Source organism: Devosia sp. Micro-HW1, from assembly GCF_056341075.1.
On sequence record NZ_CP094375.1, the window covers coordinates 1713386 to 1738563 of the forward strand.

The 25178-nt window shown below is 61.9% G+C and carries 25 protein-coding genes; 7 read left to right on the forward strand and 18 right to left on the reverse strand.

The features are described 5' to 3' along the window. Nucleotides 1–4: 4 nt before the first annotated feature. Complete coding sequence (locus MQW79_RS08190; RefSeq protein WP_476587916.1) at nt 5–835, reverse strand: YdcF family protein; 831 nt, start codon at nt 833–835, stop codon at nt 5–7. A gap of 152 nt (nt 836–987) precedes the next feature. On the opposite strand from MQW79_RS08190, the gene MQW79_RS08195 reads away from it, so the two are divergent. From MQW79_RS08195 to MQW79_RS08220, 6 genes are all read left to right on the forward strand, one after another. Next, entirely contained in the window at nt 988–1785 is a 798-nt protein-coding gene (locus tag MQW79_RS08195; RefSeq protein ID WP_476588204.1) for an ABC transporter ATP-binding protein, read from the forward strand. A 66-nt stretch (nt 1786–1851) separates the two neighbouring features. Next, a complete protein-coding gene (locus tag MQW79_RS08200; protein WP_476587917.1) occupies nt 1852–2604 on the forward strand; it encodes a transporter substrate-binding domain-containing protein in 753 nt (250 codons plus the stop codon). Nucleotides 2605–2722: 118 nt separating this feature from the next. Then, nucleotides 2723–3535 (forward strand): ABC transporter permease subunit, encoded by an 813-nt coding sequence (locus MQW79_RS08205; RefSeq protein ID WP_476587918.1) that lies wholly within the window; start codon nt 2723–2725, stop codon nt 3533–3535. Beyond that, nucleotides 3535–4269, forward strand: a complete 735-nt coding sequence (locus tag MQW79_RS08210; RefSeq protein ID WP_476587919.1) for an ABC transporter permease subunit — start codon at nt 3535–3537, stop codon at nt 4267–4269. Before MQW79_RS08205 ends, MQW79_RS08210 begins: the two co-directional genes overlap by 1 nt. A gap of 13 nt (nt 4270–4282) precedes the next feature. Continuing rightward, nucleotides 4283–4570 (forward strand): MTH1187 family thiamine-binding protein, encoded by a 288-nt coding sequence (locus MQW79_RS08215; RefSeq protein WP_476587920.1) that lies wholly within the window; start codon nt 4283–4285, stop codon nt 4568–4570. A 10-nt stretch (nt 4571–4580) separates the two neighbouring features. After that, nucleotides 4581–5720, forward strand: a complete 1140-nt coding sequence (locus MQW79_RS08220; RefSeq protein WP_476587921.1) for a succinylglutamate desuccinylase/aspartoacylase family protein — start codon at nt 4581–4583, stop codon at nt 5718–5720. Here MQW79_RS08220 and MQW79_RS08225 read toward each other — a convergent pair. The 4 genes from MQW79_RS08225 to MQW79_RS08240 all read right to left on the reverse strand — a co-directional run bounded on the left by MQW79_RS08225 (nt 5717) and on the right by MQW79_RS08240 (nt 10481). Next, nucleotides 5717–8104, reverse strand: coding sequence for a putative bifunctional diguanylate cyclase/phosphodiesterase (locus MQW79_RS08225; protein WP_476587922.1), 2388 nt, complete (start codon nt 8102–8104; stop codon nt 5717–5719). The genes MQW79_RS08220 and MQW79_RS08225 overlap by 4 nt on opposite strands. Before the next feature lie 149 nt (nt 8105–8253). After that, nucleotides 8254–9471, reverse strand: coding sequence for a mannonate dehydratase (uxuA, locus tag MQW79_RS08230; RefSeq protein ID WP_476587923.1), 1218 nt, complete (start codon nt 9469–9471; stop codon nt 8254–8256). A gap of 48 nt (nt 9472–9519) precedes the next feature. Then, complete coding sequence (locus tag MQW79_RS08235) at nt 9520–9867, reverse strand: DUF4326 domain-containing protein (protein WP_476587924.1); 348 nt, start codon at nt 9865–9867, stop codon at nt 9520–9522. Then, nucleotides 9864–10481, reverse strand: coding sequence for a trimeric intracellular cation channel family protein (locus MQW79_RS08240; RefSeq protein WP_476587925.1), 618 nt, complete (start codon nt 10479–10481; stop codon nt 9864–9866). The genes MQW79_RS08235 and MQW79_RS08240 overlap by 4 nt, the downstream gene beginning before the upstream one ends. Nucleotides 10482–10573: 92 nt before the next feature. On the opposite strand from MQW79_RS08240, the gene MQW79_RS08245 reads away from it, so the two are divergent. After that, complete coding sequence (locus MQW79_RS08245) at nt 10574–11194, forward strand: hypothetical protein (protein WP_476587926.1); 621 nt, start codon at nt 10574–10576, stop codon at nt 11192–11194. A gap of 133 nt (nt 11195–11327) precedes the next feature. On the opposite strand, the gene MQW79_RS08250 is transcribed toward MQW79_RS08245, so the two are convergent. The 13 genes from MQW79_RS08250 to MQW79_RS08310 form a co-directional block, all read right to left on the reverse strand. Next, nucleotides 11328–11663, reverse strand: coding sequence for a cupin domain-containing protein (locus tag MQW79_RS08250; RefSeq protein ID WP_476587927.1), 336 nt, complete (start codon nt 11661–11663; stop codon nt 11328–11330). Between the two features lie 5 nt (nt 11664–11668). Then, nucleotides 11669–12430, reverse strand: a complete 762-nt coding sequence (gene kduD / locus MQW79_RS08255) for a 2-dehydro-3-deoxy-D-gluconate 5-dehydrogenase KduD (protein WP_476587928.1) — start codon at nt 12428–12430, stop codon at nt 11669–11671. Next, a complete protein-coding gene (kduI, locus tag MQW79_RS08260; RefSeq protein WP_476587929.1) occupies nt 12430–13254 on the reverse strand; it encodes a 5-dehydro-4-deoxy-D-glucuronate isomerase in 825 nt (274 codons plus the stop codon). Before kduI ends, kduD begins: the two co-directional genes overlap by 1 nt. Nucleotides 13255–13270: 16 nt before the next feature. Continuing rightward, entirely contained in the window at nt 13271–14005 is a 735-nt protein-coding gene (locus tag MQW79_RS08265) for a FadR/GntR family transcriptional regulator (RefSeq protein WP_476587930.1), read from the reverse strand. A gap of 4 nt (nt 14006–14009) precedes the next feature. Beyond that, nucleotides 14010–15290 carry a TRAP transporter large permease gene (locus tag MQW79_RS08270; RefSeq protein WP_476587931.1) on the reverse strand — a complete coding sequence of 427 codons (1281 nt, stop codon included), beginning with the start codon at nt 15288–15290 and terminating at the stop codon, nt 14010–14012. Between the two features lie 5 nt (nt 15291–15295). Continuing rightward, entirely contained in the window at nt 15296–15820 is a 525-nt protein-coding gene (locus tag MQW79_RS08275) for a TRAP transporter small permease (protein WP_476587932.1), read from the reverse strand. 65 nt (nt 15821–15885) lie between these two features. Then, nucleotides 15886–16866 (reverse strand): TRAP transporter substrate-binding protein, encoded by a 981-nt coding sequence (locus tag MQW79_RS08280; protein ID WP_476587933.1) that lies wholly within the window; start codon nt 16864–16866, stop codon nt 15886–15888. Between the two features lie 294 nt (nt 16867–17160). Continuing rightward, a complete protein-coding gene (gene lpdA, locus MQW79_RS08285) occupies nt 17161–18570 on the reverse strand; it encodes a dihydrolipoyl dehydrogenase (RefSeq protein WP_476587934.1) in 1410 nt (469 codons plus the stop codon). 20 nt (nt 18571–18590) lie between these two features. Further along, nucleotides 18591–19223 (reverse strand): LysE family translocator, encoded by a 633-nt coding sequence (locus tag MQW79_RS08290; RefSeq protein ID WP_476587935.1) that lies wholly within the window; start codon nt 19221–19223, stop codon nt 18591–18593. A 247-nt stretch (nt 19224–19470) separates the two neighbouring features. Continuing rightward, entirely contained in the window at nt 19471–19860 is a 390-nt protein-coding gene (locus tag MQW79_RS08295) for an MAPEG family protein (protein WP_476587936.1), read from the reverse strand. 82 nt (nt 19861–19942) lie between these two features. Then, nucleotides 19943–20389, reverse strand: a complete 447-nt coding sequence (locus tag MQW79_RS08300) for a hypothetical protein (RefSeq protein WP_476587937.1) — start codon at nt 20387–20389, stop codon at nt 19943–19945. A gap of 144 nt (nt 20390–20533) precedes the next feature. Further along, nucleotides 20534–21808 carry a 2-oxoglutarate dehydrogenase complex dihydrolipoyllysine-residue succinyltransferase gene (gene odhB / locus MQW79_RS08305; RefSeq protein WP_476587938.1) on the reverse strand — a complete coding sequence of 425 codons (1275 nt, stop codon included), beginning with the start codon at nt 21806–21808 and terminating at the stop codon, nt 20534–20536. A 24-nt stretch (nt 21809–21832) separates the two neighbouring features. Beyond that, nucleotides 21833–24838 (reverse strand): 2-oxoglutarate dehydrogenase E1 component, encoded by a 3006-nt coding sequence (locus MQW79_RS08310; protein ID WP_476587939.1) that lies wholly within the window; start codon nt 24836–24838, stop codon nt 21833–21835. Between the last annotated feature and the right edge of the window lie 340 nt (nt 24839–25178).

A 25178-nucleotide genomic window follows, 5' to 3' on the forward strand; every position in this document is an offset into this window, starting at 1 on the left:
CCCTTTACTGGGACGGTATGGTCGCGGCGCCTGCGGGCGCCGTTTGGGGTTGAGGAAACAGGTCTTCGATTTGGCCCGTCAGACGATAAACCACCAAGCCAATCCATTCGCGCAGGGCTGTCGATGCCGTGTCGAAGTTCGTATTCGGATCGGCGATGTCGAACCAGAGCCCCTGGCTACCGGTGCTGCGATAGTCGGTCGGCCAAGGGATGACATCGACACCTTCGGCGCGGAACAGGCCAACCGACCGTGGCATGTGGAAAGCGGAAGTGACAAGCACGGCAGGTCCCGCATCCGAGCCAAGCAGATCGCGTGTGAACCGGGCATTCTCGATCGTGTTGCGCGACTCCCCTTCAAGAACGAGGCGGCTTTCGTCCACGCCCAATCCGACAAAAAATCGCCTTGCTGTCTCGGCCTCGCTCTCACTATCGTCTGAAAGCAGCGCCCCGCCACCCGACAGGACGATCGGCGCATCGGGATAGCGCTGGGCCAGCCACAAAGTCGTTGTCAGCCTCTCGCCGGCATCATTCAGCGCCACGGTCTGCCGCGCCGTGCTTGGGCGCGCCTTGGTTGCGCCACCAAGCATGACAATTGCCCCGACACGCTCCGGCGCTACCGCCGGCTCTGCGAACCGATCCTCAAGTGGTTGGATCAGCACATAGCCCATGCTGGTGAAGGCAAACACCCCAACCACGAGAAACGCCATGGTCAGCGCCGCAATCGCCAGACGCTTGCGATTGAACATGATGAGCAGGAGCGCTGCCAGAATAAGCAGCAGGACAACACTGATCGGCTGAACCAGGAGCCAGAACGCTTTCGAGAGCACAAAGAACATGCGGCCATTCACCTCGCGCCATGCCGGGCAAAACCCGCTTTTTCGCTTGCTATCTCACTCGCTTCTGGTTTTCTACCAGACGGTCAAGACTGCCAGCCGATTATAAGGCAGTCGCCAGTCAGGCAGGCGCCCAAAAGGGCCAAATGGTGAGCATGAAGCAGGCTGAACCCGCCAGCGCGGGGGCATCGCCGGTCGTAGAGCTGCGCGATATTCACAAATCTTTCGGTGCGCTGGAAGTGCTGAAGGGCATTTCTTTCACGGCGCGCGAGGGACAGGTGGTCTCTCTCATCGGCTCGTCCGGCTCAGGCAAGTCCACCCTGCTGCGCTGCATCAACATGCTCGAAGTGCCCGACAAGGGCGACGTATTGATCGATGGCGAAGCCATCGCGCTGTCCGGGATCTCTCCGGCCCGTCGCATTGCCGATGAAAACCAGATCCGCCGCATCCGCTCCGAACTGGGCATGGTGTTCCAGTCCTTCAACCTGTGGGCCCACATGACGATCCTTGAGAACGTCATGGAGGCGCCGCTTGTGGTGCAGAAGCGCGCGCAGGCCGAAGTCGAGGCTGAAGCCCGCGCCATGCTTGACAAGGTCGGCATTGGGTCCAAGGCCGACGCCTATCCGGCCCAGCTCTCGGGCGGGCAGCAGCAGCGCGCCGCCATCGCGCGAGCCCTCTGCATCAATCCGCGCGTCATGCTCTTTGACGAGCCGACGTCGGCACTCGACCCGGAGCTGGAAGTGGAAGTGCTGCGCGTCATCAAGCTGCTCGCTGACGAAGGCCGCACCATGGTCCTGGTCACCCATGACATGGAGTTTGCGCGCTCCGTTTCCGACCGCGTCATCTTCCTCCATCAGGGCCTGATCGAGGAGGAGGGCACGCCCGAAGACGTCTTCGGCGCGACCAAGTCTGCCCGGCTCAAGCAATTCCTCAACGCCGCCAACCATGCGTGATGGCGTTGGGAAACGACCCGGAAAGCCGGGCGAAACTGCAAATAGACCACTCAACGGAGAACGATCATGAAGAAGATGATGCTGGCGGCCGCGGCCGTTCTGGCTCTCGGCACCCCGGCAATGGCGCAGGAAACCGTGCGCATCGCCACCGAAGGCGCCTATGCCCCCTGGAATTTCCTCAACGATGCCGGTGAGCCGGCTGGCTATGAAATCGCTCTGGGCAACGCCATCTGTGAAACCGCGGGCCTTACCTGCGAGTGGATCATCAATGACTGGGACTCAATCATCCCGAACCTGCTCGCGGGCAACTACGACCTGATCATGGCCGGCATGTCGATCACCGACGAACGCCTCGAAACCATCGACTTCTCGGACAACTACTTCCCGCCCGATCCGTCCAAGTTTGTCGCTGCCGCCGGCGCAACGCTCGACTTCGCAGCCCTGTCAGGCGCCCGCGTTGGCGTCCAGGGCGGTACGATCCAGGCCGCCTATGCCGAAGAAAACCTCGGCAGCGCGAACACCGTCGTGACCTTCGCCACCGCTGACCAGGCCATGGCCGACCTCGCTGCCGGCAACCTCGACACCATCCTGGCTGACGGTGCCTATCTCGATCCGGTCGTGACTGCCTCGAATGGCGCAATCGAGTTCGTTGGCGAAGATGTCATGATCGGCAACGGCGTAGGCGCCGGCATCCGCAAGGAAGACGCCGAGCTCAAGGCCAAGGTCGACGAAGCTCTCGCGACGCTCAAGGCTGACGGCACCGTCGACAAGCTTATCGCCGAGTGGTTCGACGGCATGGGCCCGTTCTTCGCCGAGTAAGCCTCTCCGGCATAATCCGCCTCTCCCGGCCCCCGGGAGAGGCAATCATCCGGTGCGTTTCTCATCCGCAAAACCGCAGCCACTTTTGCTCGAAACGCTCTAACCGCGGGATAGCGGCATGTTTGAAGACCTCGCCTTCTGGGTCGGCTACATCACCAATGGCAAGCATCTGACCTGGTACGCGAGTTTCCAGTTCACAATTTACGCCGCGCTTCTGGGCGGCGCCCTGGCTGTGGTTTTTGGCCTGACAGGCGCCACGCTCAAGAATTCGCGCTACTTCGCCCTCCGTCTGATCGGCACAACTTATTCATCCATCGTGCGCGGCGTGCCCGACGTCCTGTTCTTCCTGTTCTTCCCCCTGGCCTTCGAACAATCGGTCGAGTGGTTCGTCTCCACCCAGGTCTGTACTCCGGAGGCCATCGCCGCGCAGACATCGCCCTGGCCGCCCTGCAGGGAAGCCAACTGGTTTCTGGGCACGACCGAATACCTGCTTCTCGCGAGCGTCTCGCTCGGTCTCGTCTATGGCGCCTTTGCTACCAATGTCATTCATGGTGCCATGCGGGCCGTACCCGCCGGGCAACTGGAAGCTGCCCGCGCCTACGGCATGAGCGCGGCCCAGGTACTCTGGCGCGTTCATATCCGCCAGATGTGGGTCTATGCCCTGCCCGGCCTCTCCAATGTGTGGATGCTGATCGTCAAGGCGACGTCGCTGCTCTCGCTGCTGCAGATTGCCGATATCGTGCTCTGGGCCGACCGGCTCGGCGCTCCCAACTTCCTGCCCACGGTCGGTCTCGTCCATGACGACTGGCGCTGGCGCTACTATCTCGTGCTCTTCGTGTTCTACATCCTCGTCACCTGGCTTTCCGAGCGCGCCTTCGAGGCGATCATGCGCCGCGCTGGTCGGGGCATCCTGAGCGAGGTGCCCGCCTGATGCAGGGCTTCTTCAACGATCTGGCCATCATGGCCCCGGCGGTGATGTTCAACATCTATTTCGCCGCCGCCTCGATCCCACTCGGCTTCGTGCTCGCCATCTTCCTCGCGCTGGGCAAGGCCTCGGGCAACCTGGTAATCAACCGCCTGTCGCGCGGCTATATCTACGCCTTCCGGGGATCGCCGCTCTTCATCCAGTTTTTCATGTTCTATTCGCTGGCGCTCTCCCTCAACCTTGCAGTGTGGAAGCCGCTGGGGATCTCCGGCATCGTGCTGCATCCGCTGTTTATCGGGCCGCTGGTGCTGGTGCTCAATACCGCCGCCTACACGGCCGAAATATTCTATGGCGCGCTGCGTGCCGTGCCACGCGGCGCCATCGAGGCCGCCCGTGCCTTTGGCATGAGCCGCAGCCAACAGTTCCGCCGCGTTGTCTGGCCCAACCTCATCCGCCTGGCATGGCCGGCCTATACCAATGAGGTCGTGTTCCTGTTCCACGCCACGGCCATCGTCTATTTCGCCCTGCCCGTGGTCGGCGCCCAGGCTGACCTCATGATGACGGCCAAGACCCTGTTCGAGCGCGACTACAACGCCTTCCTGCATTTCTCGGTCGCAGCGCTCTACTTCCTCGCGGTGTCGCTGGTGGTTTTCTTTATCTTCGGCCTCATCTACCAGAGGCTCATGCGCCACCTGCCCGCCCCGCCGCGCCTGCGCTATGTTCCCAGCTGGTGGCGTTGAGCAAGGAACGACCATGAAGGTTATAGCCGATCTCTGCATCGTGCCGATGGGCGTTGGCCCCTCGGTCTCCGCCTATATCAAGGAAGTCCGCGACGTCCTCGCCACGACCGGCCTCATCCACGAAATGCATGCCAATGGCACCAATATCGAGGGCGAGATGAGTGCCGTCAGCGCTGCCGTCGAAGCCTGTTGTGCGCGCCTCCATGAACTCGGCGTCGAGCGCATCTTCTGCACCATGCACTTCTCGACCCGCATAGACAAACCTCAATCCATGGCCGACAAGCTGGCCCGCCTCGCCTGATGACAGTCCAATGACCTTTACGCTGCACAACCTCGACCTTGCCGGCGACGCGCCCGGCCACACCACCACAGTCTACTGGTATACGGTGGGCCCCGAGACCGCACAGACCAAGGTGCACTTGCAGGCGGCGCTCCATGCCGACGAACAGCCCGGCACCATGGCCCTGCACCATCTGCTGCCCATGCTGCGCGATGCGGATGCCAAAGGCACGCTCAACGCGCGTTTCGTCATCTTCCCCTCCGTCAATCCGCTGGGCCTGGCCACCAGAGTGCTGCGCCGTCATATCGGTCGCTACGATCTGGAGACCGGCGTCAATTTCAACCGCCGCTGGCCCGATCTCTACCCGCTCATCGCCGAGACGATTGCCGGCAAATTGACCGGGGACGCCGCAGCCAACCTCAAGCTTATCCGCGGCGCGGTGGGCGCGTGGCTCGATCAGCAACAACCCGCGACTGCCGCGCAGCGCCTGCGCCTGCACATCCTCAAATCCGCCCACGACGCCGATATCGTCCTTGACCTCCACTGCGACGATGAAAGCCTCAAGCACATCTTCACTTCGCCCGACCTGATGCCGGGCCTGCAGGATTTGGCCGACCGCATGCAGGTGGCCGCGACCCTGACTGCCGAGGACAGTGGCGGCGGCTCCTTCGACGAAGTCCTTCCCAATCTTTATCGCAAGGCCCAACGCGCCAATCCCGGCTACCCCATTCCGATGGGCGCGCAAACCGCGACACTCGAATATCGCGGACAGGCCGACACGCATGACTCAATCGGCGCGGAGGATGCGCAGGGGCTCTTCGATTTCTTCACGGATCGCGGCCTTGTCAACGCGCCGACCTCGCCCGCCACGCCTGCCCCCGGCCCAACGCCGTTCGAGGCCACCGAAGTCCTGCGGGCCGACCGCCCTGGTCTTCTGGCCTACCGTGTCGGCCTCGGCGATCGCGTCAAGAAGGGGGACGTCGTCGCCGACATCATCGCCATGGATGGCCCCGAGGCCTTCCTTGCCCGCTCGCCGTTGCGGGCAGGAACCGACGGCATCGTGCTGTCGCGCTCCAGCGCCAAATATGTCGTGGTCAACAGCTCGGTCGCCAAGATCGTCGGCAGCGACATCCTTCCGGCCCGCGCCGGCGGCTATCTGCTCGAAGACTAACCTACCAAGGCTCGCTGGGAGGACGCAGTAACCGAAAGACGACCGGTCACTGTCGACAGCAGGTAGGCCGGCAGATCGGCCGCAACAAGAGGCCGCGCGAAGTAGAAGCCCTGCAGCTGGTGGCAGGCGATTTCCGAGAGGAATTGCGCCTGCTCTGCCGTTTCCACACCCTCGGCAGTAATCCGCAGCTTGAGGGTTTTGGCCATGGTGGCAATGGCCCGCAGGATGTCACGCGCCATCGGGTCGCTGGTCGAGGCTTCGACAAAAGAGCGATCGATCTTGATCTTGTCGAACGGGAATTTGAGCAGGTAACTCAGCGACGAATAGCCGGTACCGAAATCATCCATGGCAATCGTGACACCAAGAGCACGTATTCCGGCCAGCTTTGCGATGACTTCGTCGGGGTTTTCAATGAGCAGGCTCTCGGTAATTTCGATCTCGAGGCGCCGCGCCGCCAGACCCGATTGTGCAAGCGCCTGCTGCACCACCCGGCCGATATCGGATCGACGGAAATGCCGTGCTGAAAGGTTGACCGCCACCGTCAGGTGCTCCGGCCAGGCCGATGCCGCAATGCAGGCCTGGTTGATGGTCCAGTCGCCAATCTCGACGATAAGGTCGGATTGTTCCGCGATGGAAATGAACTCGGCGGGCGGGACCAGCCCCCGTGTCGGATGGTTCCAGCGCACCAGTGCCTCAAATCCCGTGGGCTGGCCATCGGTGGCGCTGACCAGGGGCTGATAGTGCAGCACCAGCTCATTCCGGGCGATGGCACCGCGCAGATCAGCCTCGATCAGGCGACGCTCCCGCTGCTCGAAATCCATCTGCCTTTCAAAGAAGCGATGCGTGGACCGTCCATCGGCCTTGGCGCGATACAGCGCCAGGTCCACATTGCGCAGCAAATGATCGGGGCGGATGCCATCACCGGGTGCCATGGCAATTCCGACACTGGCACCGATGAGGAACATGTCGTCCTCGACAAGGAATGGCTCCCGCATGCCCGCCACCAGGCGTTGGGCCAGCGCTTCGACACCGGCCCTGTCGCCAGTGTCGGGGAGGATGATGGCGAACTCGTCGCCACCGAACCGCGCCGCCACGTCGATGTCGCGCAAGTAGGTTTGCATCCGCGACGCCACTGCAACCAATAACTGGTCACCGGCAATATGACCCTTGCTGTCGTTGACTCCCTTGAACTGATCAAGGTCCACGAACATCACCGCGAAAGGCGTGCCATAGCGCTCCAGGCGCGCCACATTGAGCGCCAGCTGCTCGGTGAAGCGGGTTCTGTTGAGCAGCCCGGTCAGCGAGTCATGATGCGCCAGCATCGTGATCCGCCTCTCGGCAATCTTGCGCTCGCTGATGTCCGAGCCCGTGCCCAGATAGCCCAGATATTGTCCGGCCGAGTCGAAGGCTGGCTTGCCGGTCAAACGCCACCAGCACTCCTGCCCGGTGCCAATAATCTGGATTTCCACATCATGAAAAGTCTCCCGCTCGCCCATGGCCCGCTCGATCTCCCGCACCATCGGATCCGATGGCGATGTGATCAATTGCAGGAACACGAGGAAATCGGCGCCCATCAGATCAGCGTCCGTCGCACCCGTCGCTTTGGTGAACCCGCCAGAGAGCCGGTTGACGATCCCTCGTTGGTCAAGTCCCCAGACCCAGTCCGAGGCCGACTGCTCGAACTCGCGCAACAGCAAGCCAATGATCTGGCCCTTTTCCTCGACGAGCATTTCCGAGGCGCGCAGGGCCACGAAAGCCGAGGCCTGATTGAAGACCACAGTCAGGAGGATAAAGGTGAAGCCGCCGATCAGCGTTCCCTGCACCAGAATGTCGCCGGATTGACCGACCCCCGTAAGCCCCCTCAGCGAGCCCACGACCACAGGAATGGTCAATGCCGCCAGCGCCTGCGGGAAGTTGATGAGCGCGACCAACGAGATGCACAGGAGCCCGCCGGCACCCAGCAAAGTCACCGTTCGTATAGCGCTGTCGTCCCCATCAACCGGCATTACGGACAGCACGATGGCCCATAGCACGCCCGCGACAAGCGACACGAGGATCACTTGCGCTCCCGCCGACCCCTCGCCCTTCTGTATTCGCCGCGCCAGGAGAGTGGCGCCAAAATGAATGACATTGATGGCGCTGAGCAGGGCGGCGAGCATGCCAAAGACCGGCAGGCTCCAGGTCACCACCATGAAAGCAGCTGAAACAATGAGGGATGCGGCCATCAGGGCCGGCACCATGAGCGCCACAGATTCGAGTTGCTGACCGAGCAGTTTCTCACGCAAAACCGGAGACAGGCCGTCCGCGCCGATCGCGCGGTCGACAAATCGATTGATCAGGGAAAAAGTTGCTCCGAGCACGGACATGGCCGCAATCTGCAGCATTCATCTTAATATTGCGTGTTTCGACACAGGCAAGTTGCGCCTCTAAGCAACGCGCAAATAAAGCCGCGGCGGAATTATTTCCTAGGTAAACAACGTAGCGAGGGCGAGGTCGACAAGGCCAACCTCGCCACCAGTCCATTACGCTATCGTCACTCCTTGAGACCCCACTGGGCATGCTCCAGAGCGGTCATGACGCCACGCAGTTCTGCAAGGCCCTTCATGCGGCCGATGGTGGGGTAGCCCGGCTGCGAGCGGCGTCCGAGATCGTCCATGATGTCCTGTCCATGGTCTGGGCGCATCGGGATTTCCCAATCCTTGCGACCCTCGGCTTTTCGGCGGCGTTCTTCGGTGAGCACGGCGGCGATGACCGCCACCATATCGGTATCTCCGCCCAGATGTTCGGCCTCGTAGAACGAGCCGGCAATCTCGTCATTGTCGCGCTTGACGTTGCGCAGGTGCAGGAAATGGATCTTCGACGCAAACTGCGAGACGATGGCCGGCAAATCATTGTCCGGCCGGGCGCCGAGAGAGCCGGTGCAAAAGGTCATGCCGTTGGCCTGACTGTCCACGGCATCGAGGATGAACTTGTAGTCCTCGGCGGTGGACATGATGCGCGGCAGACCCAAAAGGGCGAACGGCGGATCGTCGGGATGGCAGCAGAGCCGCATGCCCAATTCTTCGGCCACCGGCACCACTTCCTCCAGGAAGTCGACGAAATGCATGCGCAACTGCTCACGGCTGATCGCGCCGTACTCGTCGAGATGCGCCTGCACATCCTCGAGCGACATGGATTCGGTCGAGCCCGGCAGACCCATGGTCACGTTGCGGGCCAGCTGCTTCTTGTCATCCTCCCCCATCGCCGCGAAGCGGCGGGCCGCCTCGTCGGCAATGGCATTGGTGAAGTCGGTAGCGGCCCCTGGACGCTTCAGGATGTGGATGTCAAAGGCGGCAAAGTCGTTGATGTCGAACCGCATGCACGAGCCGCCATGCGCGACCGTCCAGCGCAGGTCAGTGCGGGTCCAGTCCAGCACCGGCATGAAATTGTAGCAGATGGTCTCGATGCCGCTATCGGCCAGGTGCCTCATCGAGACCTTGTAGTTGGCGATATGCTCGCGCCAATTGCCCTTCTGCTTCTTGATGTCCTCGGTGACCGGCAGGCTTTCCACCACATCCCAGGTCAGGCCAGACGCCGTACCGTCCTTGCGGGTGGCAATCTCCCTGTGACGCTTGGCAATCTCCTCGGGCGTCCACACCACTCCATTGGGAACGTGATGCAGGGCGCTCACCACCCCGGCCGCCCCGGCCTGGGTGATATCATCAATGCTGGTGAGGTCCTTGGGGCCGAACCATCGCCATGTCTGTCTCAACTTCAAGTCTCCGTTTGCATATGGGCTATTTTGAGGGACCGGCCGGGTTCAGTCATTGGCCAGAGCGATCAGTATATCGACATGACAGGGTGAACCCTGCCGACACCAGCAGGCGAGGTTTTTGCCACCCAGCGCGGAACGAATGTCCGCAAGGGCCGGCCGGGGTCGGTCGGCTTCGATCGCGCCTTCCATCCAGCGCGCATAGCGAGCGACCGCCTCGGCTTGTGCGGCATCCTTGTTCAGACCTGTTTCGGCCATCACGGCATCTATTGTGAATGGGTTACCCCAGGGCCCCGGTCGCGCCACCGACTGGGCTGCCAGCCCATTCAGCGCTTGCGAAATCGCCTGCAGGTCGAATCCCGCGCGTCGCGACAGGACGATGCGCTCAGGCCTCATTTGCGCATGTCCGGATCGTAGACGAATTTGGGCATTTCCCATTTGAAGGCAATGGCCAGTACGCGCAGCGTAAAGCCGAACGCGATGGACACAATGACCATCAGGTCCACCGGCGCGCCGGCCAATAGGCCAAGCGAGTAGAGCAGGCCGGTCAGGATGGAGACCGTCGCGTAGAGCTCGCCCCTGAAGATCAGCGGAATGTCGTTGCACAGGATATCGCGCAGAATACCGCCAACCGCCCCCGTCACCATTCCGGCCACGATAACGATGATCGGGTGCGCCCCGCTTTCAATGCCGATATTGCAGCCGATGATCGTGAAAACCACGAGGCCAAAGGCATCGAGCAGCAGAAACGGCCATTTGAGCTTGTCCACCACCCGCGCCAGCACGATGGTGGAAAGCGCCGCGCCGCAGACCAGCAGCACCAGGTAGGGATTGGACACCCAGGAAAGCGGATAGTGGTCCAGCAAAATGTCGCGGATGGTCCCACCCCCCAGTGCCGTTACCCAGGCAAGCAGGCAGACACCGAACCAGTCCATGTTTCGTCGCCCGGCAGCGAGCGCGGCTGTCATCGCCTCGGCGGTGACAGCGATGTAGAAGGCGATGGTCAGCATGGCGCAATCCTGGCTCTGTCGTCGGAACCGGGTTGCCCCAACGGACGTAACGCACCAGCATGTGCCCGTCGTCCACTACGGAAGCAAGCCCCATGCGCCAGCCCCGCTCTGTCCGCGCCCTCGAAGAGTTCGGTCGTGTGCGCTTGTCTCAGAGCTTCTTCATGCGCGACTTCCTCTATTCTGAAATCGCCGCCATCAATGGTTTTCAAAACCTGCCCGAAAATCCGGACCTGGCCATCGCGGCGGGAACAAGGCTCTGCGAGGAATTGCTTGAACCGCTGCAGGACAGGTTCGGCCGCATCTCGGTGCGCTCGGCCTACCGATCGCGCGAGGTCAATCACTTCGGCAACGTCAACAAGCTCAACTGTGCCACCAACGACAAGAACCGTGCCGGGCACATCTGGGATATTATGGATGCCAAGGGTCGCATGGGGGCAACGGCCTGCGTGATCGTCAACCGCTTCATTCCCTACTATGAGCGCACCGGCGATTGGGAAGCCCTGGCCTGGTGGATCCACGATCACTTGCCCTACTCCGATATGGAGTTCTTCCCCCGGTTCGCCGCTTTCAACATGCAATGGCACGAGACTCCTGAGCGGAGGATCTACAGTTACATTCCGCCCCGGCGCGGCTGGCTGACTAAGCGAGGCATGGAGAACTGGGCGGGAGGGCATGGGGCGGGTTACGGGGCGATGCTGGCGGAACTGGCGTGACCCTGCCGCCTCGACGCTCACGACGCCGCCCTCGGGCCCGACCCGAGGGCCATTCTCAACCTGCTGCAATTCTGCGCCTGTCTTGACAGGCCCTCGGGTCAAGCCCGAGGGCGGAACTGTGGGTGGGAGAAGTTCAAAGAAAATCCGCCCTGTGCGGCGTAAACACGTCCACCAGCCGGCCCTTTTCCAGGGCCACGACGCTGTGCACGAGGCCGGTCGGTACGATGAAGCTGCCGCCCTGCCCCACAACCTCGACCTTGCCGTCGATGGTCACTTCAAAGCTGCCCTCGGCAACATAGCTGACCTGGATATGCGGATGGCTGTGCGGCGCGCCGATGGCGCCCTTGTCGAAGCCGAATTCGACCTGCATGAGCTCGGGCGTATGGATCAGCACGCGGCGGGTATTGCCCGGCCCAAGGGTGGTCCATTCGGTAGCATTGGGTTGGGCAAAGAATTGCTGTTCAGTCATGTCTCTTACCTCGCGAGCCAGCCGCCATCGACCGGGATGACGGCGCCATGCATGTAGTTGGAAGCGGGGGCGAGCAGGAATACTGCCGCGTCGCCGATGTCAGAGGGGACGCCCCAACGGCCCACCGGAATACGTCCCAGGATCGCCGATGAGCGGTCAGGATCGTTGCGCAGGGCCTCGGTATTGTTTGTCTCGATATAGCCCGGCGCGATGGCATTCACATTGATGCCCTTGGCCGCCCACTCATTGGCGAGGAGGCGCGTGATGCCCAGCACGCCGCTTTTCGACGCCGTGTAGCTGGCCACACGGATGCCACCCTGGAAGCTCAGCATCGAGGCAATGTTGACCACCCGTGCCGGACGACCGGTGGCAATAGCCTTTCGCCCGATGGACTGTGCGAGGAAGAACATCGACTTCAGGTTGATGTCCATCACCTGGTCCCAGTCGGCTTCGGTGAAATCCACTGCGTCGACGCGCTTGATGATGCCGGCATTGTTCACAAGGCCATCGATGGGGCCGTGTTGATCCCAAGCCGTATCGAACATCGCCTGTGCCGCGCTGGTCGAACCAAGATCGGCGCTGACGGCGACGAAGTCGGCACCTTGCCCCGCCATCAGCGAGGCGGTCTCTTCCATCGACGACCGGCCGACACCGATAACCTTTCCGCCAGCCCGGCCGATGCTGAGGGCTATGCCCTGCCCGATGCCGGTATTGGCGCCGGTGACCAAGACGGTCTTGCCCGTAAGCGAGAATGCGCTGAGATCCATCAGCGCAGCTCTTCCATCGGCACCTTCTCGGCGTCGGTATAGTCGATATTGTCGCCGGCCATGGCCCAGATGAAGGTGTAGGAGCCCGTTCCGGCGCCCGAATGGATCGACCAGGGCGGGGAAAGGATAGCCTGCTCGTTGCGCACGATCATGTGCCGCGTTTCGTCCGGCTCGCCCATCAGATGCACCACGAAGGCATCGGGCTTCAGGTCGAAATAAAGATAGGCCTCCATGCGGCGGTCATGGACGTGGGCGGGCATGGTGTTCCACACCGAACCCGGCGCGAACTGGGTGAGCCCCACCACCAGCTGACAGCTTTTGAGGCTGTTCGTGTACTGGTAGATCGAGCGCTCATTGGCGGTTTCGGCGCTGCCCATATCAAGGCGTTTGGCGCCCGACTGCTGCAGCAGCGTGGTCGGGTGACTGGCATGGGCGGGTGCGCTCAACAGGTAATACTTGGCGCCCTCGCCAGCAAACCGGACATCCTTGTTGCCCATGCCGACATAGAGCATGTCGCGCGGCCCCACGGCATGGTCCGTGCCATCCACGGAAATCGTCCCGGCCTCACCAATATTGACGGCGATGAGCTCGCGGCGATCAAGGAAATTGGTCGTGCCGGTGGGCTTGATGACCTCAAGGGTCAACGCGCCGCCATTGGGCACCGCGCCGCCAACGGCCATGCGGTCGTAGTGGGTATAGGTCCAGCGCACCTGCCCGGCAACAAACAGATCATCGATCAGGAAGTTCTCGCGCAGCTCGTCCGTGCCCATGGCCGCGGCCGTGCTGGGATCGATGGCGAAGCGAATGTCGAATTCGGTGCTCATGGGTCAGTCCTGGTTACTATTGGCCTTGTTCGGCCAGGCGCGCACGATAGCGATCCTGGCTGCGCGAAAGATGATCCCGCATGGCTTCGCGGGCGCCATCGGCATCGCGAGCGGAAATGGCGTTGAGAATGCGCCGATGCTCGTCGTGCAGGCCCACCTGGTATTCGTAGGTGAGCACGCTTTCCGTGCCCCAGGGCGAAGCCACGTCGCACGGAATGGTGCGGCTGCCCAAAGCATCGAGCACTTCGAGATAGAACGGATTGTTGGTGGCCACCGCGATGGCGCGGTGGAAGGTGAAGTCGGTCTTACCAGTGGGATTGCCCTGCTTCAGCAGGCGCCCGAACTCGTTCCATGCCTCATGGATCGCAGCGACTTGGCTAGTGCTATGACGCTGGGCCGCAAGGCCGGCAGACTCGATCTCGATCCCCATGCGCACTTCGAGCACATTGAGCGCCACCGAAATCTTGTTGGAGCGTTCCCCGGCAATGGCGCTGAAAGCCGATGTGGCCTGTGCCATGACGAATACACCCGCACCCTGGCGCGGCTGTACCATGCCGTCGGCGGCAAGCGCCGCGATGGCCTCGCGCACCACCGTGCGGCTGACCCCGAAATGGGTGCTCAGCTGGCTCTCGGTCGGCAGCTTCTCTCCCGGCCCGAACTCGCCCGCGCCGATGCGCTTGCGCAGCACATCCACCACCATTTCGGCGAGTTTCGGCTTTCGGGCCGGAGGCGATATGTCGATCAGGGACATGGCGCTACCGGAACAGACTTGGCAGCCACAGCGACAGCGCCGGGATGTAGGTAACGAGGCCGAGCACGATGATGCCTGCGGTGTAAAATGGCCAGACACTGCGCATCGCCGTCCAGATCGAGATCTTGCCCACCGCGGCGGCCACGAACTGCACTGGCCCGAGCGGCGGCGTATTGAGGCCGATGCCGAGATTGAGGATCATGATGACCCCGAAATGCACCGGGTCGACGCCGAACGAAGTCACCATGGGCAGGAAGATTGGCGTGGTGATGATAATCAGCGGGCCCATATCCATGAAGGTGCCGAGGAGCAGCAGCAGCACGTTGATCAGCAGCAGCACCATGAGCGGATCGCTGGTCAGCTGACCGACAAATTCGGTCAGGATCGGTGCGACACGCAGATAGGCCATCAGCCAGCCGAAGGATGCGGCGGCACCGATGATGAACAGCACCATGGCGGTAGTCCGCACTGCGCCCATGACACAATGGACAAAGGTGGACCAGTCCATGGTGCGGTACACAAGCAGAGTCACGAGGAAAGCGTAAATCACCGCAATGCAGGAGCTTTCCGTCGCTGTGAAGATACCCGATCGCACGCCGCCGAAGATAATCGCGATCAGCAGCAGGCCAGGGATCGAGATCAGGAAATATTGCAGCGCCTTGGAAAAGCCCGGAAAGGGCTCAGTCGGGTAGCCGCGCATCCGCGCCACGATATAGGCGGTGATCATCAGCGCCACGGCGAGCAGAAGTCCCGGGATGACGCCCGCCGTGAACAGGTCGGCAATCGAAATACGGCCGCCGCCTGAAATTGAGTAAATGATCATGTTGTGGCTGGGCGGCAGCAGCAAGGCAATCAGCGCCGCCATGGAGGTGACGTTCACCGCATAGTCAGCGCCATAACCACGCTCTTTCATCTGCGGGATCATGATCCCGCCAACGGCCGCAGCCTCGGCGACTGCCGAACCGGAAATGCCGCCGAACAATGTCGACGCCAGAACGTTTACCTGGCCCAGGCCACCGCGAATATGGCCCACGATCGACCCGGCAAACCGGATGATGCGGGCTGCGATCCCGCCGCGCATCATCAGGTCGCCGGCAAAGATGAAGAAGGGGATGGCCATCAGCGTAAAGACGCTTACGCCGGAATTGAGCTGCTGGAACACCACGATCGGCGGGCGACCGATATAGAGGATGGTGGCAAAGCTGGCGATGCCGAGGCAGAAGGCTATGGGCGTGCCAACAACCATCAGGACGCTGAAGACGCCAAAGAGAACCCAGTATTCCATGGCGATCAGGCCTCGCTGACGGAGTGGTCGGTGGTTTCGGCGTCAACCGGTTCGCCCGCGAGGCGAAGCGCCATGCGCTCGGCCACGAACAGGCAGATCAGGACGCCCGAAAACACGATCGGGAGATAGGTAAAGGTCTGCGGCAGGCCCAGCACCGGAATTCGGACGCTCCAGCCACGCAGGGCAAGTTCACCGCCATACCAGACCATGCCAAAGCCGAAAGCGAAAATGGCGAGATCGCTGATCGAGCGCAGGAAAGGCCTGGCCTTGGGGATCGCGTAGAGCAGCACGTCGAAACCCATATGGAATTTCTCGCGCACACCCACGGCTGCGCCCAGGAAAATGAACCAGCTCATGATCATGATCGAGCCAGACTCGGTCCAGGCCGGCGACGAATTGACCACGTAGCGCATGTAGACCTGGTAGGCGACGATGATGGTCATGGAGACCAGACCGACCGCGGCGATCCACAGGGCGACCATCGATATCGCGCCAAAGACGCGGCTCAACGCCAGAAGGCCATTTCTCATTGGAAGTCTCCTCAAGACGAACCGGGCCGGCTCACGCCGGCCCGGACCTTCGTCAGTCCTGGACCTTAGCCCTCAGTCGCCTGGATGCGGGCGACCAGATCCTGCAGGGCCGGATCGGTGACGTACTTTTCGTAGACCGGCTTCATCGCATCGATGAAGGGCTGCTTGTCGACTTCGTTGATCTGCGCGCCGAGAGCTTCCACCTTGGCCTTGGATTCAACTTCCTTGGCGGTCCAGAGCTCGCGCTGGTAGGCAACCGATTCCTTGGCAGCTTCGCGCATGGCAGCCTGCACTTCCGGCGTCAGGCCATCCCAGACGATCTTGGAAACGACGAGCACTTCCGGAACCATCAGGTGTTCGTCAAGCGAGTAGAACTTGGCGACTTCGGCGTGACCGGCAGTGTCATAGCTCGGATAGTTATTTTCAGCACCGTCGATAACGCCGGTCTGGATGCCCGAATAGACTTCGCCATAGGGCATGGGGGTGGCATTGCCGCCGAGCGCGGCGACCATGTCCACGAAAATGTCCGAACCCATGACGCGGAACTTCATGCCTTCCATGTCGGCCAGCGAGGTGATCGGCTTCTGGCTGTTGTAGAAGGAACGGGCGCCGCCGTCATAGAAGGCCAGAGCGACAACATCCACGGCATCGAAGGCCGCCAGGATTTCCTCGCCGATCGGACCGTCAAGCACGTTGTGGAAGTGGTCAGCCGAGCGGAAGATGTAGGGCAGCTGGGTCACGGTCGCAGCCGGCACCTGGGTGCCGAAAGCGCCGATCGAAATACGGTTGAGGTCGATCACGCCGAACTGGGTCTGCTCGATCGTGTCGGCTTCCTGGCCGAGCTGAGCAGAGTGGAACACTTCCACCGAATAGGCCCCATCGGTCTTCTCCGACAGAAGTTCGCCGAACTTTTTCACAGCTTCGACAGTGGGATAGCCATCGGGATGGGTATCCGAAGAGCGCAGCACCGTCTGGGCGCTGGCGGCAGAAATCATGAGGCTGGATGCGACGACGGCGGCAGCCGCCATCTTAGGCAGATGAAACATGGTTGTCCTCCCAAAGGGTCCCTTGCAGCACAGGGGCTCCCACCCCCTGCCGTGGCGGTCTGGCCGCCCGACCCGGTTTTCGTTTGCCGTTAACTGGGTCTTGGGACAAACTGGTATGGAAGAAGAAGTGACAAGTCAACATACAATAACTCGTATGTTGTATGATGACTTTGGGTCTGCCAATAAGCCCCTAGCCCGGAAAAGCAAAACCCCGGACAATGGTCCGGGGTCTTTGTGCAAATCCCGAACTGGGTCCTGGACCCCTCGGATGAATGCGTTCTGAACGCGATTTTGCTAGATGTGAATGGCCCCGTCCCCAAGCGACAGTGCGGCCTCGCGGATGGCTTCGCTGAGGGTCGGATGCGCATGTGTGGTGCGGGCCAGATCTTCCGAAGCACCGGAGAATTCCATCAGCGTCACCAGTTCATGGATCATCTCGCCGGCATTCTTGCCCACGATATGCGCGCCCAGTACGCGGTCGGTCTCCACGTCGGCCAGGATCTTGACGAAACCCTGAGTCGCCAGCATGGCCTTGGCGCGGCCATTGGCGGTGAAGGGGAACTTGCCGATCTTGTAGTTGACGCCCTCTGCCTTGAGCTCATCCTCGGTCTTGCCAACGGAAGCGACTTCCGGATTGGTATAGACCACGGCCGGGATCGCGGCGTAGTTCACATGACCCGCCTGACCGGCGAGGATTTCAGCAACGGCAATGCCCTCGTCTTCGGCCTTGTGCGCCAGCATCGGGCCGGTGATGACGTCACCGATGGCATAGATGCCATCGACCGAGCTCTTGTAATGTCCGTCGACGCGGACGCGGCCGCGCTCATCCAGCGCCACGCCTGCGAGCTCGAGACCAAGGCCTTCGGTGAAGGGCTTGCGGCCGATAGCGACCAGCGCCACGTCGGCGTCCAGCAACTCGGCCTCGCCGCCTTTGGCCGGTTCGACGCGAACCTTGAGCGAGCCGTCTTCCTGCTTGTCGATCCCGGCCACCTTGCTCGAGAGCTTGAACTCCATGACCTGCTTCTGCAGCATGCGCTGGAACTGGCGGGCCACTTCGCTGTCCATGCCGGGCAGGATGCGGTCGAGATATTCGACCACGGTCACCTGCGCGCCAAGGCGCATCCAGACCGAGCCCAGTTCGAGCCCGATGACGCCGGCGCCGATCACCACCAGCCTGTTGGGGACCTGTTCGAGCACCAGGCCGCCGGTAGAGGTGACGATCTGCTTCTCGTCGATCTCGATGCCCGGCAGGTTGGCCGATACCGAACCTGTGGCGATGACGATGTTCTTGGTGGCGATCTCGGTCTGGGCGCCGCTCTGCGGCGTCACCAGCACCTTGCCAGCGGCCGGGATCGAGCCGATGCCGCGGAAGACGGTGATCTTGTTCTTCTTGAACAGGTAATCGACGCCGCCGACATTGGAGGCCACGGTTTCGGCGCGATGGTTCTGCATCTGCCTGAGATTGAGGACAGGCGCCGGAATATCGATGCCCAGGGCCTTGAAGCCGTGACCGGCTTCCTCGAACAGCTCGGAGGCGTGCAGCAGGGCCTTGGAGGGGATACAGCCGATATTGAGGCAGGTACCGCCCAGGGTCGGCCACTTTTCAACCACGGCCACCTTCATGCCCAGCTGCGCCGCGCGGATGGCGCAGACATAGCCGCCCGGGCCCGAGCCGATGATGGTAAGGTCGAATTGGTCTGCCATTGTTCTTGCCTCAGAGAGTGTCAGCGCTGCTGTGCGAGTGCGACGCGCACAGCCAGTGCCAGGAATGTAATGCCGGTGACCCGATTAAACCACCGGCCGACGCGGAAAAAGCCTTGCCGCACCGAAGGGGTCGTAAAGAAAACCGACACCAATGCGAACCAGGCAAAAAGCATGAGGCTCATGCTGCCCACATAAATCGCCTTCACCTCGCCCGGCGTCGTCACCGAGACCAGCGATGTGAAGAGCGCGAGGAAGAACAGCACGGCCTTGGGATTGAGCAGATTGGTGAGGAAACCCAAGGCAAAGGCTGCCATGTCGCCCTTGCGCGCGACAGCACCTTCGGCGACCACCGGCGGCTGCGGCGGCGGGCTGCGCAGGGCCGAAATGGCCAGCCACACCAGATAGGCCGCGCCCGCCCATTTGAGGATGTTGAACAGCAGCAGCGACTGTCCCACGATCACGCCGACGCCGAGCAGGGTGTAAGTGCCGTGCACCAGAATGGATGTGGCAATGCCGGCCGAGGTCAGCAATGCCTCGCGGCGGCCATGCACCACGGACTGCCGCAGCACCATGGCGAAATCGGCGCCGGGAATGACGGCGTTAATGCCAAAGGCCAGCATCAGGCCAAGAAATTCGAACCAGGGAAAATCCATCGCTCGCTTCCGCCGCGAAAAACCGCGGATACGGTTACACCACCCGCGCGCGAGGGGCAACGCAGCGGAGCATAGGTCCCCCTGCCCTATGAGCATGGGGAGGCACCATCGGACAATCCGACGTCGCCCCGCATACAGTGCCGTCCTCGGGCCTGACCCGAGGACCGCTCAGAACAGGCACAATCTACGTGTTGGGAAAGGCCCTCGGGTCAGGCCCGAGGGCGGCGCCGTGGTCCTCTGAATGACCTTAAAGCGCGACGCCAACCAGCATCAGCACCAACCCGATCAGCGATACCGTCCAGATCAGCGAGCGCATCTGCTTGATGTCGATGAAATAGGCCGGAAGGTAGGCGACGCGCGCACCGAACCAGATGATGGCGCCCCATTGGGTGAGCCCATCGGAGCGTCCCGACAACTCGGTGGCCACGGCGAGCGCGATGAACACCGCATAGGTCTCGAGGAAATTGCTCAGCGCCCGTTGGCCGCGCACCGTCCACTTGTTGGGTGGCCGCTCATTGTCCCGCTGGCTGTTGGCGTGCTCGACGCCATAGTCGATCCGATAAAGGGTCGACTGCACGCCCAGATAGGCCAAAGCCACGACCGCGCTCCAGATCAGCAGAGTGAGTTCAATGCTCATGACGACCTCCTAATGCCTCACCAACGTCCGGCAGAGGCGATTGGATCATCTGAAAATTACGTCATGGCAAGACTTTGCTGCCTCAGGATGCAGAAATATCCTGTGCCCGTTTGAGGATATCAGGAAGCTGACTGTCTATGTCGAGGCTTTCGCTCTGGACCTGCTCGAGAAAGGTCCGGCAAAAGGCGTTCTTGTCCGGCGCCTGGTTATAGGCAGTCATGATCTGGGTGCCGCCATAGGTCTCGGCGGCCTTCTGCTGCCCCTCCACGCCACCACCGAGCCGGGCGATCACCCGGTCGGCCAGATCGAGATAGCCGATATTCCTCAAATACCAGTTGGCCGCCGCATCCTTGTAGGCGCCATCAAGCCCAGTAGTTTCGTAACAATGCGTGCTCATCACTTCGACAATGGCCTTCGAACCGTGAAAAGCCATCAGTTCACCCACCAGGTCCGCATCAAGCTGCTCCTGAGCAAAGGCCGGCAGCGGCAGGGCAAGGACCAGCAGCGTCAGAATTGTTGGTGCGCGCAACGCATCACTCCGTAACATCACCTCTGCATAGCGGCACAATTGCCTAACAGACTGTTACCGCCGGGCATGCGCCCCATAACGATAGCGTTAAAAAGCGAGGGGCCCGCAGAACGGGCCCCTCAAAACGCATAAAAGTGGCGACTTTTAGAGATCGAGCACGAGACGCTCGGGCGCTTCGAGACTTTCCTTGACGCGCACGAGGAAGGTCACGGCTTCCTTGCCGTCGACGATGCGGTGATCGTAGGAGAGAGCCAGATACATCATCGGGCGGATGACGATCTCACCGCCGACCACGACCGGACGTTCCTGGATCTTGTGCATGCCCAGGATACCCGACTGCGGCGCGTTGAGGATCGGGGTCGACATCAGCGAACCGTAGACACCACCATTGGAGATGGTGAAGGTGCCGCCCTGCATGTCGGCCATTGACAGCTGGCCGTCGCGGGCCTTCTTGCCGAGATTGCCGATTTCCTTTTCGATCTCGGCGATCGACATCTGGTCGGCATTGCGCACGACCGGCACCACGAGACCCTTGTCGGTGCCAACGGCGACACCGATATGGGCGTACTTCTTGTAGATCAGGTCGTCGCCATCGATCTCGGCATTGACCGCCGGGATTTCCTTGAGCGCGTGGACCACGGCCTTGGTGAAGAAGCCCATGAAGCCGAGCTTGACGCCATGCTTCTTCTCGAACAGCTCCTTGTAGGAATTACGCAGATCCATGACCGGCTTCATGTCCACCTCGTTGAAGGTGGTGAGCATGGCGGCGGTGTTCTGCGCGTCCTTGAGGCGACGGGCAATGGTCTGACGCAGACGGGTCATCTTGACCCGTTCTTCGCCGGCCGCATCGTCAGCCGAGACCGGAGCGCGCGGCGCGGCCGGAGCCTTGGCGGCAGCCGGGGCCGGAGCCGGTGCGGCAGCAGCCGGAGCCGGAGCAGCAGCGGCCGGGCGGGCCAGTGCGGACAGCACGTCTTCCTTGAGCACCTGGCCCGACTTGCCCGATCCACCGATGGTGGCGGCATCGAGATTGTTCTCGTTGATCAGCTTCTGGGCCGACGGCGCCGGGGCGCGGTCGGTACCAAAACTGGCCGCGGGCTTGACCGGTTCGGGACCCGCGGCATTGGCTGCCGGCACTTCGGCCTTGGCCGGAGCGGCAGCCGGCGCCGAGGCGGCAGCACCGGCCGCACCACCGATGGCGCCGAGCAATGCGCCGACATCGACGGTATCGCCCGGCTGGGCGGCAATAGCTTCAAGCACGCCGGCGGCGGGGGCCGGCACTTCGATGGTCACCTTGTCGGTTTCGAGTTCAACAATGGGCTCGTCGGCAGCGACGCTGTCGCCCACCTTCTTGAACCACTGGCCGATCGTGGCTTCGGTAACGCTCTCACCCAGGGTCGGGACGCGGATTTCTGTCGACATTGAAAATTGTCCTTCTTGTTCGGGTTACTGCGCGAATGCGTCGTCGAGGAATGCCTGGAGCTGTTCCAGATGCACGCTCATGCGGCCAGTGGCCGGCGAAGCGGCGGCGGCGCGACCGACATAGCGGACACGCTGGTTGCCACGACCCATCTGGTCGAACACCCACTCAACATAGGGCTGGATGAAGGCCCATGCCCCCATGTTGCGCGGCTCTTCCTGACACCAGACCACTTCCGCATTGGGGAAGCGGCTCAGTTCATCGAGCAGCGCCTTGGCCGGGAACGGATAGAGCTGTTCGATGCGCAGGAGATAGACATCGTCGATGCCCTTCTTCTCGCGGTCTTCGAGCAGATCGTAATAGACCTTGCCGGTGCACAGCACGACGCGGCGGATCTTCTCGTCCGACGTCAGCTTGATGGTGGTCTTGGGCAGGCCCGGCGCCTCGGCATCGTCCCAGAGCAGGCGGTGGAAGACGCTGTCCGGACCCAGTTCCACGAGACCTGAGACAGCGCGCTTGTGGCGCAGCAGGCTCTTTGGCGTCATCAGGACCAGCGGCTTGCGGAAGTCGCGCTTCAGCTGGCGGCGCAGGATGTGGAAGTAGTTGGCCGGCGTCGTGCAGTTGGCGACCTGCATATTGTCTTCGGCGCACAGCTGCAGGAAGCGTTCGGGACGGGCGGAGGAATGCTCCGGGCCCTGCCCTTCATAGCCATGCGGCAGCAGCATCACGAGGCCCGACATGCGGAACCACTTGCGTTCGCCCGAGGAGATGAACTGGTCGATGACGACCTGCGCACCATTGACGAAGTCGCCGAACTGGGCTTCCCACAGAGTCAGCGCCTTGGGCTCGGCCAGCGAGTAGCCATATTCGAAGCCCAGCACCGCCTCTTCCGAGAGCATCGAGTTGATGACTTCGTAGCGGGCCTGGTTTTCCGGATCGAGATTGTTGAGCGGCGTATAGGTCTTGTTCTCGACCTGCTGGTCATTGAGCACCGAATGGCGCTGGCTGAACGTACCGCGTTCCACGTCCTGGCCGGAAAGGCGCACCGGATGGCCTTCCATCACCAGCGTGCCGAAAGCCAGGGCCTCGGCGGTCGCCCAGTCCACACCTTCACCGCTCTCGATGATGTTGAGGCGGTTATCCATGAAGCGCTTCACCGTCTTGTGGACGTTGAAGTCGGCCGGGATCTTGGTCAGCTGGGTGCCGATGGCCACCAGCTTTTCCAGCTCGACGCCGGTTTCGCCGCGGCGCGGACCTTCGTCGAGAGCGGGCTTGAAGCTCTTCCACTGGCCATCGAGCCAGTCGGCCTTGTTCGGACGATAGTCCTGGCCGGCCTCGAATTCGCCTTCGAGCTTGGCCTTCCAGTCGGCCTTGAGCTTGTCGACATCGGCCTGGGTCACGTGGCCCTCGCCGATCAGCTTTTCCGAATAGAGTTCCAGCGTGGTCTTGTGGCTCCGGATCTTGGAGTACATCAGCGGCTGGGTGAAGCTGGGCTCGTCGCCTTCATTGTGGCCGTAGCGGCGATAGCAGAACATGTCGATGACGACAGGACGGCCAAACTTCTGGCGGAATTCAACCGCGACCTTGGCCGCGAACACCACGGCTTCAGGATCATCGCCGTTCACGTGCAGCACCGGTGCCTCGATCATCTTGGCGACGTCGGTCGGGTACGGCGAAGAGCGCGAGAACATCGGGCTCGTGGTGAAGCCGATCTGGTTGTTGATGACGAAGTGGATCGACCCACCCGTCCGGTGCCCCTTGAGGCCCGAAAGGCCCAGGCACTCGGCAATCACGCCCTGGCCGGCAAAGGCTGCGTCACCATGGATGAGCAGCGGCAGGACCATGGAACGATCTGGCTTGCCGTCGGTGGCGATGTTAACCAGCTTGCCATCTGGCGAAATGTGCAGGTCCTGCTTGGCGCGCGCCTTGCCCAGCACCACCGGATCGACGATCTCGAGGTGGGACGGGTTGGCGGTCAGCGACAGGTGGACCCTGTTGCCGTCGAAATCGCGGTCGGACGAAGCACCCAGATGGTACTTCACGTCGCCCGAACCTTCGACGTCGTCGGGGTAGAAGGCGCCGCCCTTGAACTCGTGGAACAGGGCCCGGTGCGGCTTCTGCATGACCTGGGTCAGCACATTGAGACGGCCGCGATGGGCCATGCCCAGGACGATGTCCTTGATACCAAGCGCGCCGCCGCGCTTGATGATCTGCTCGAGCGCCGGAATGGTGGCTTCGCCGCCATCCAGACCAAAGCGCTTGGTGCCGGTATACTTGACGTCGAGGAACTTTTCGAAGCCTTCGGCCTCGACCAGCTTCGAAAGGATCGCCTTCTTGCCTTCGGCGGTGAAGGTGATTTCCTTGTCTGGTCCCTCGATGCGCTCCTGGATCCACTGCTTGGCTTCGGGATCGGAGATATGCATGAACTCGATGCCGAGCGTGCCGCAATAGGTGCGCTTGAGGATCGTCAGCATCTCGGGGATGGTGGCATATTCCAGGCCCAGCACGTTGTCGATGAAGATCTTACGGCCATAATCGGCCTCGGAGAAGCCGTAGCTTGCCGGATCCAGTTCGGGGGCCGGCTCATCGGCCTTGAGACGCAGCGGGTCGAGATCGGCATGCAGGTGCCCGCGCATGCGATAGGCGCGGATCATCATGATGGCACGGATCGAGTCGCGCGTGGCCTGCAGCACATCGGCCGCGGCAGGTGCCGGCTTGCCTTCGGCGGCGGCCTTTTTGCTCACGGCCTTTTCGACCTTGAGCGCGGCCTGGGCCCAGTCGCCATCCATGGCGCTGATCAGTTCACCACCCTCCGCCTTGGGCCAGTCCTTGCGGCCCCAGCTCGGACCATCCGCATTCTTCCTGGCCTCGGCCTGACTGTCATCGAGCCGTGAGAAGAAGCTGGCCCAGGTCGCATCGACGCTGGAGGGATCAGTCTTGAACTGAGCGTAGAGTTGTTCGATGTAGTCGGCGTTCCCCCCGTAGAGGAACGAGGTCAGCAAGAACGTGTCGTTCTTTTCCTGTCGTGTCATCGCGTGTGTCGCAGGACCTTGCGCCCTGCCATCCTTCTCAACAAACCGGCTAGGCCGGTGTCATGCGGTCCCTGAAATTTGTGCGGATACTGACCGCTTATCCTTAGTATCCTGTTAAGTGTAGCAGCCCCTGAGCAGGGCTGCGGCTGCTTGGAATCCTAGTCACTTCCGAACCGATAGGCTCAACACCATTCCGTGTCCGAACATATTGCCACGCCTAACACCGAACCGTGACCGAAGCGCGACCGACATTGGTCGCTGTTGGACGTTTTCCACCGAAGCCGTCCAGTCCGTCTTGTCGGGTGGAAAGCTCACGCTCTCCAAACACCGCGCCGCCCTC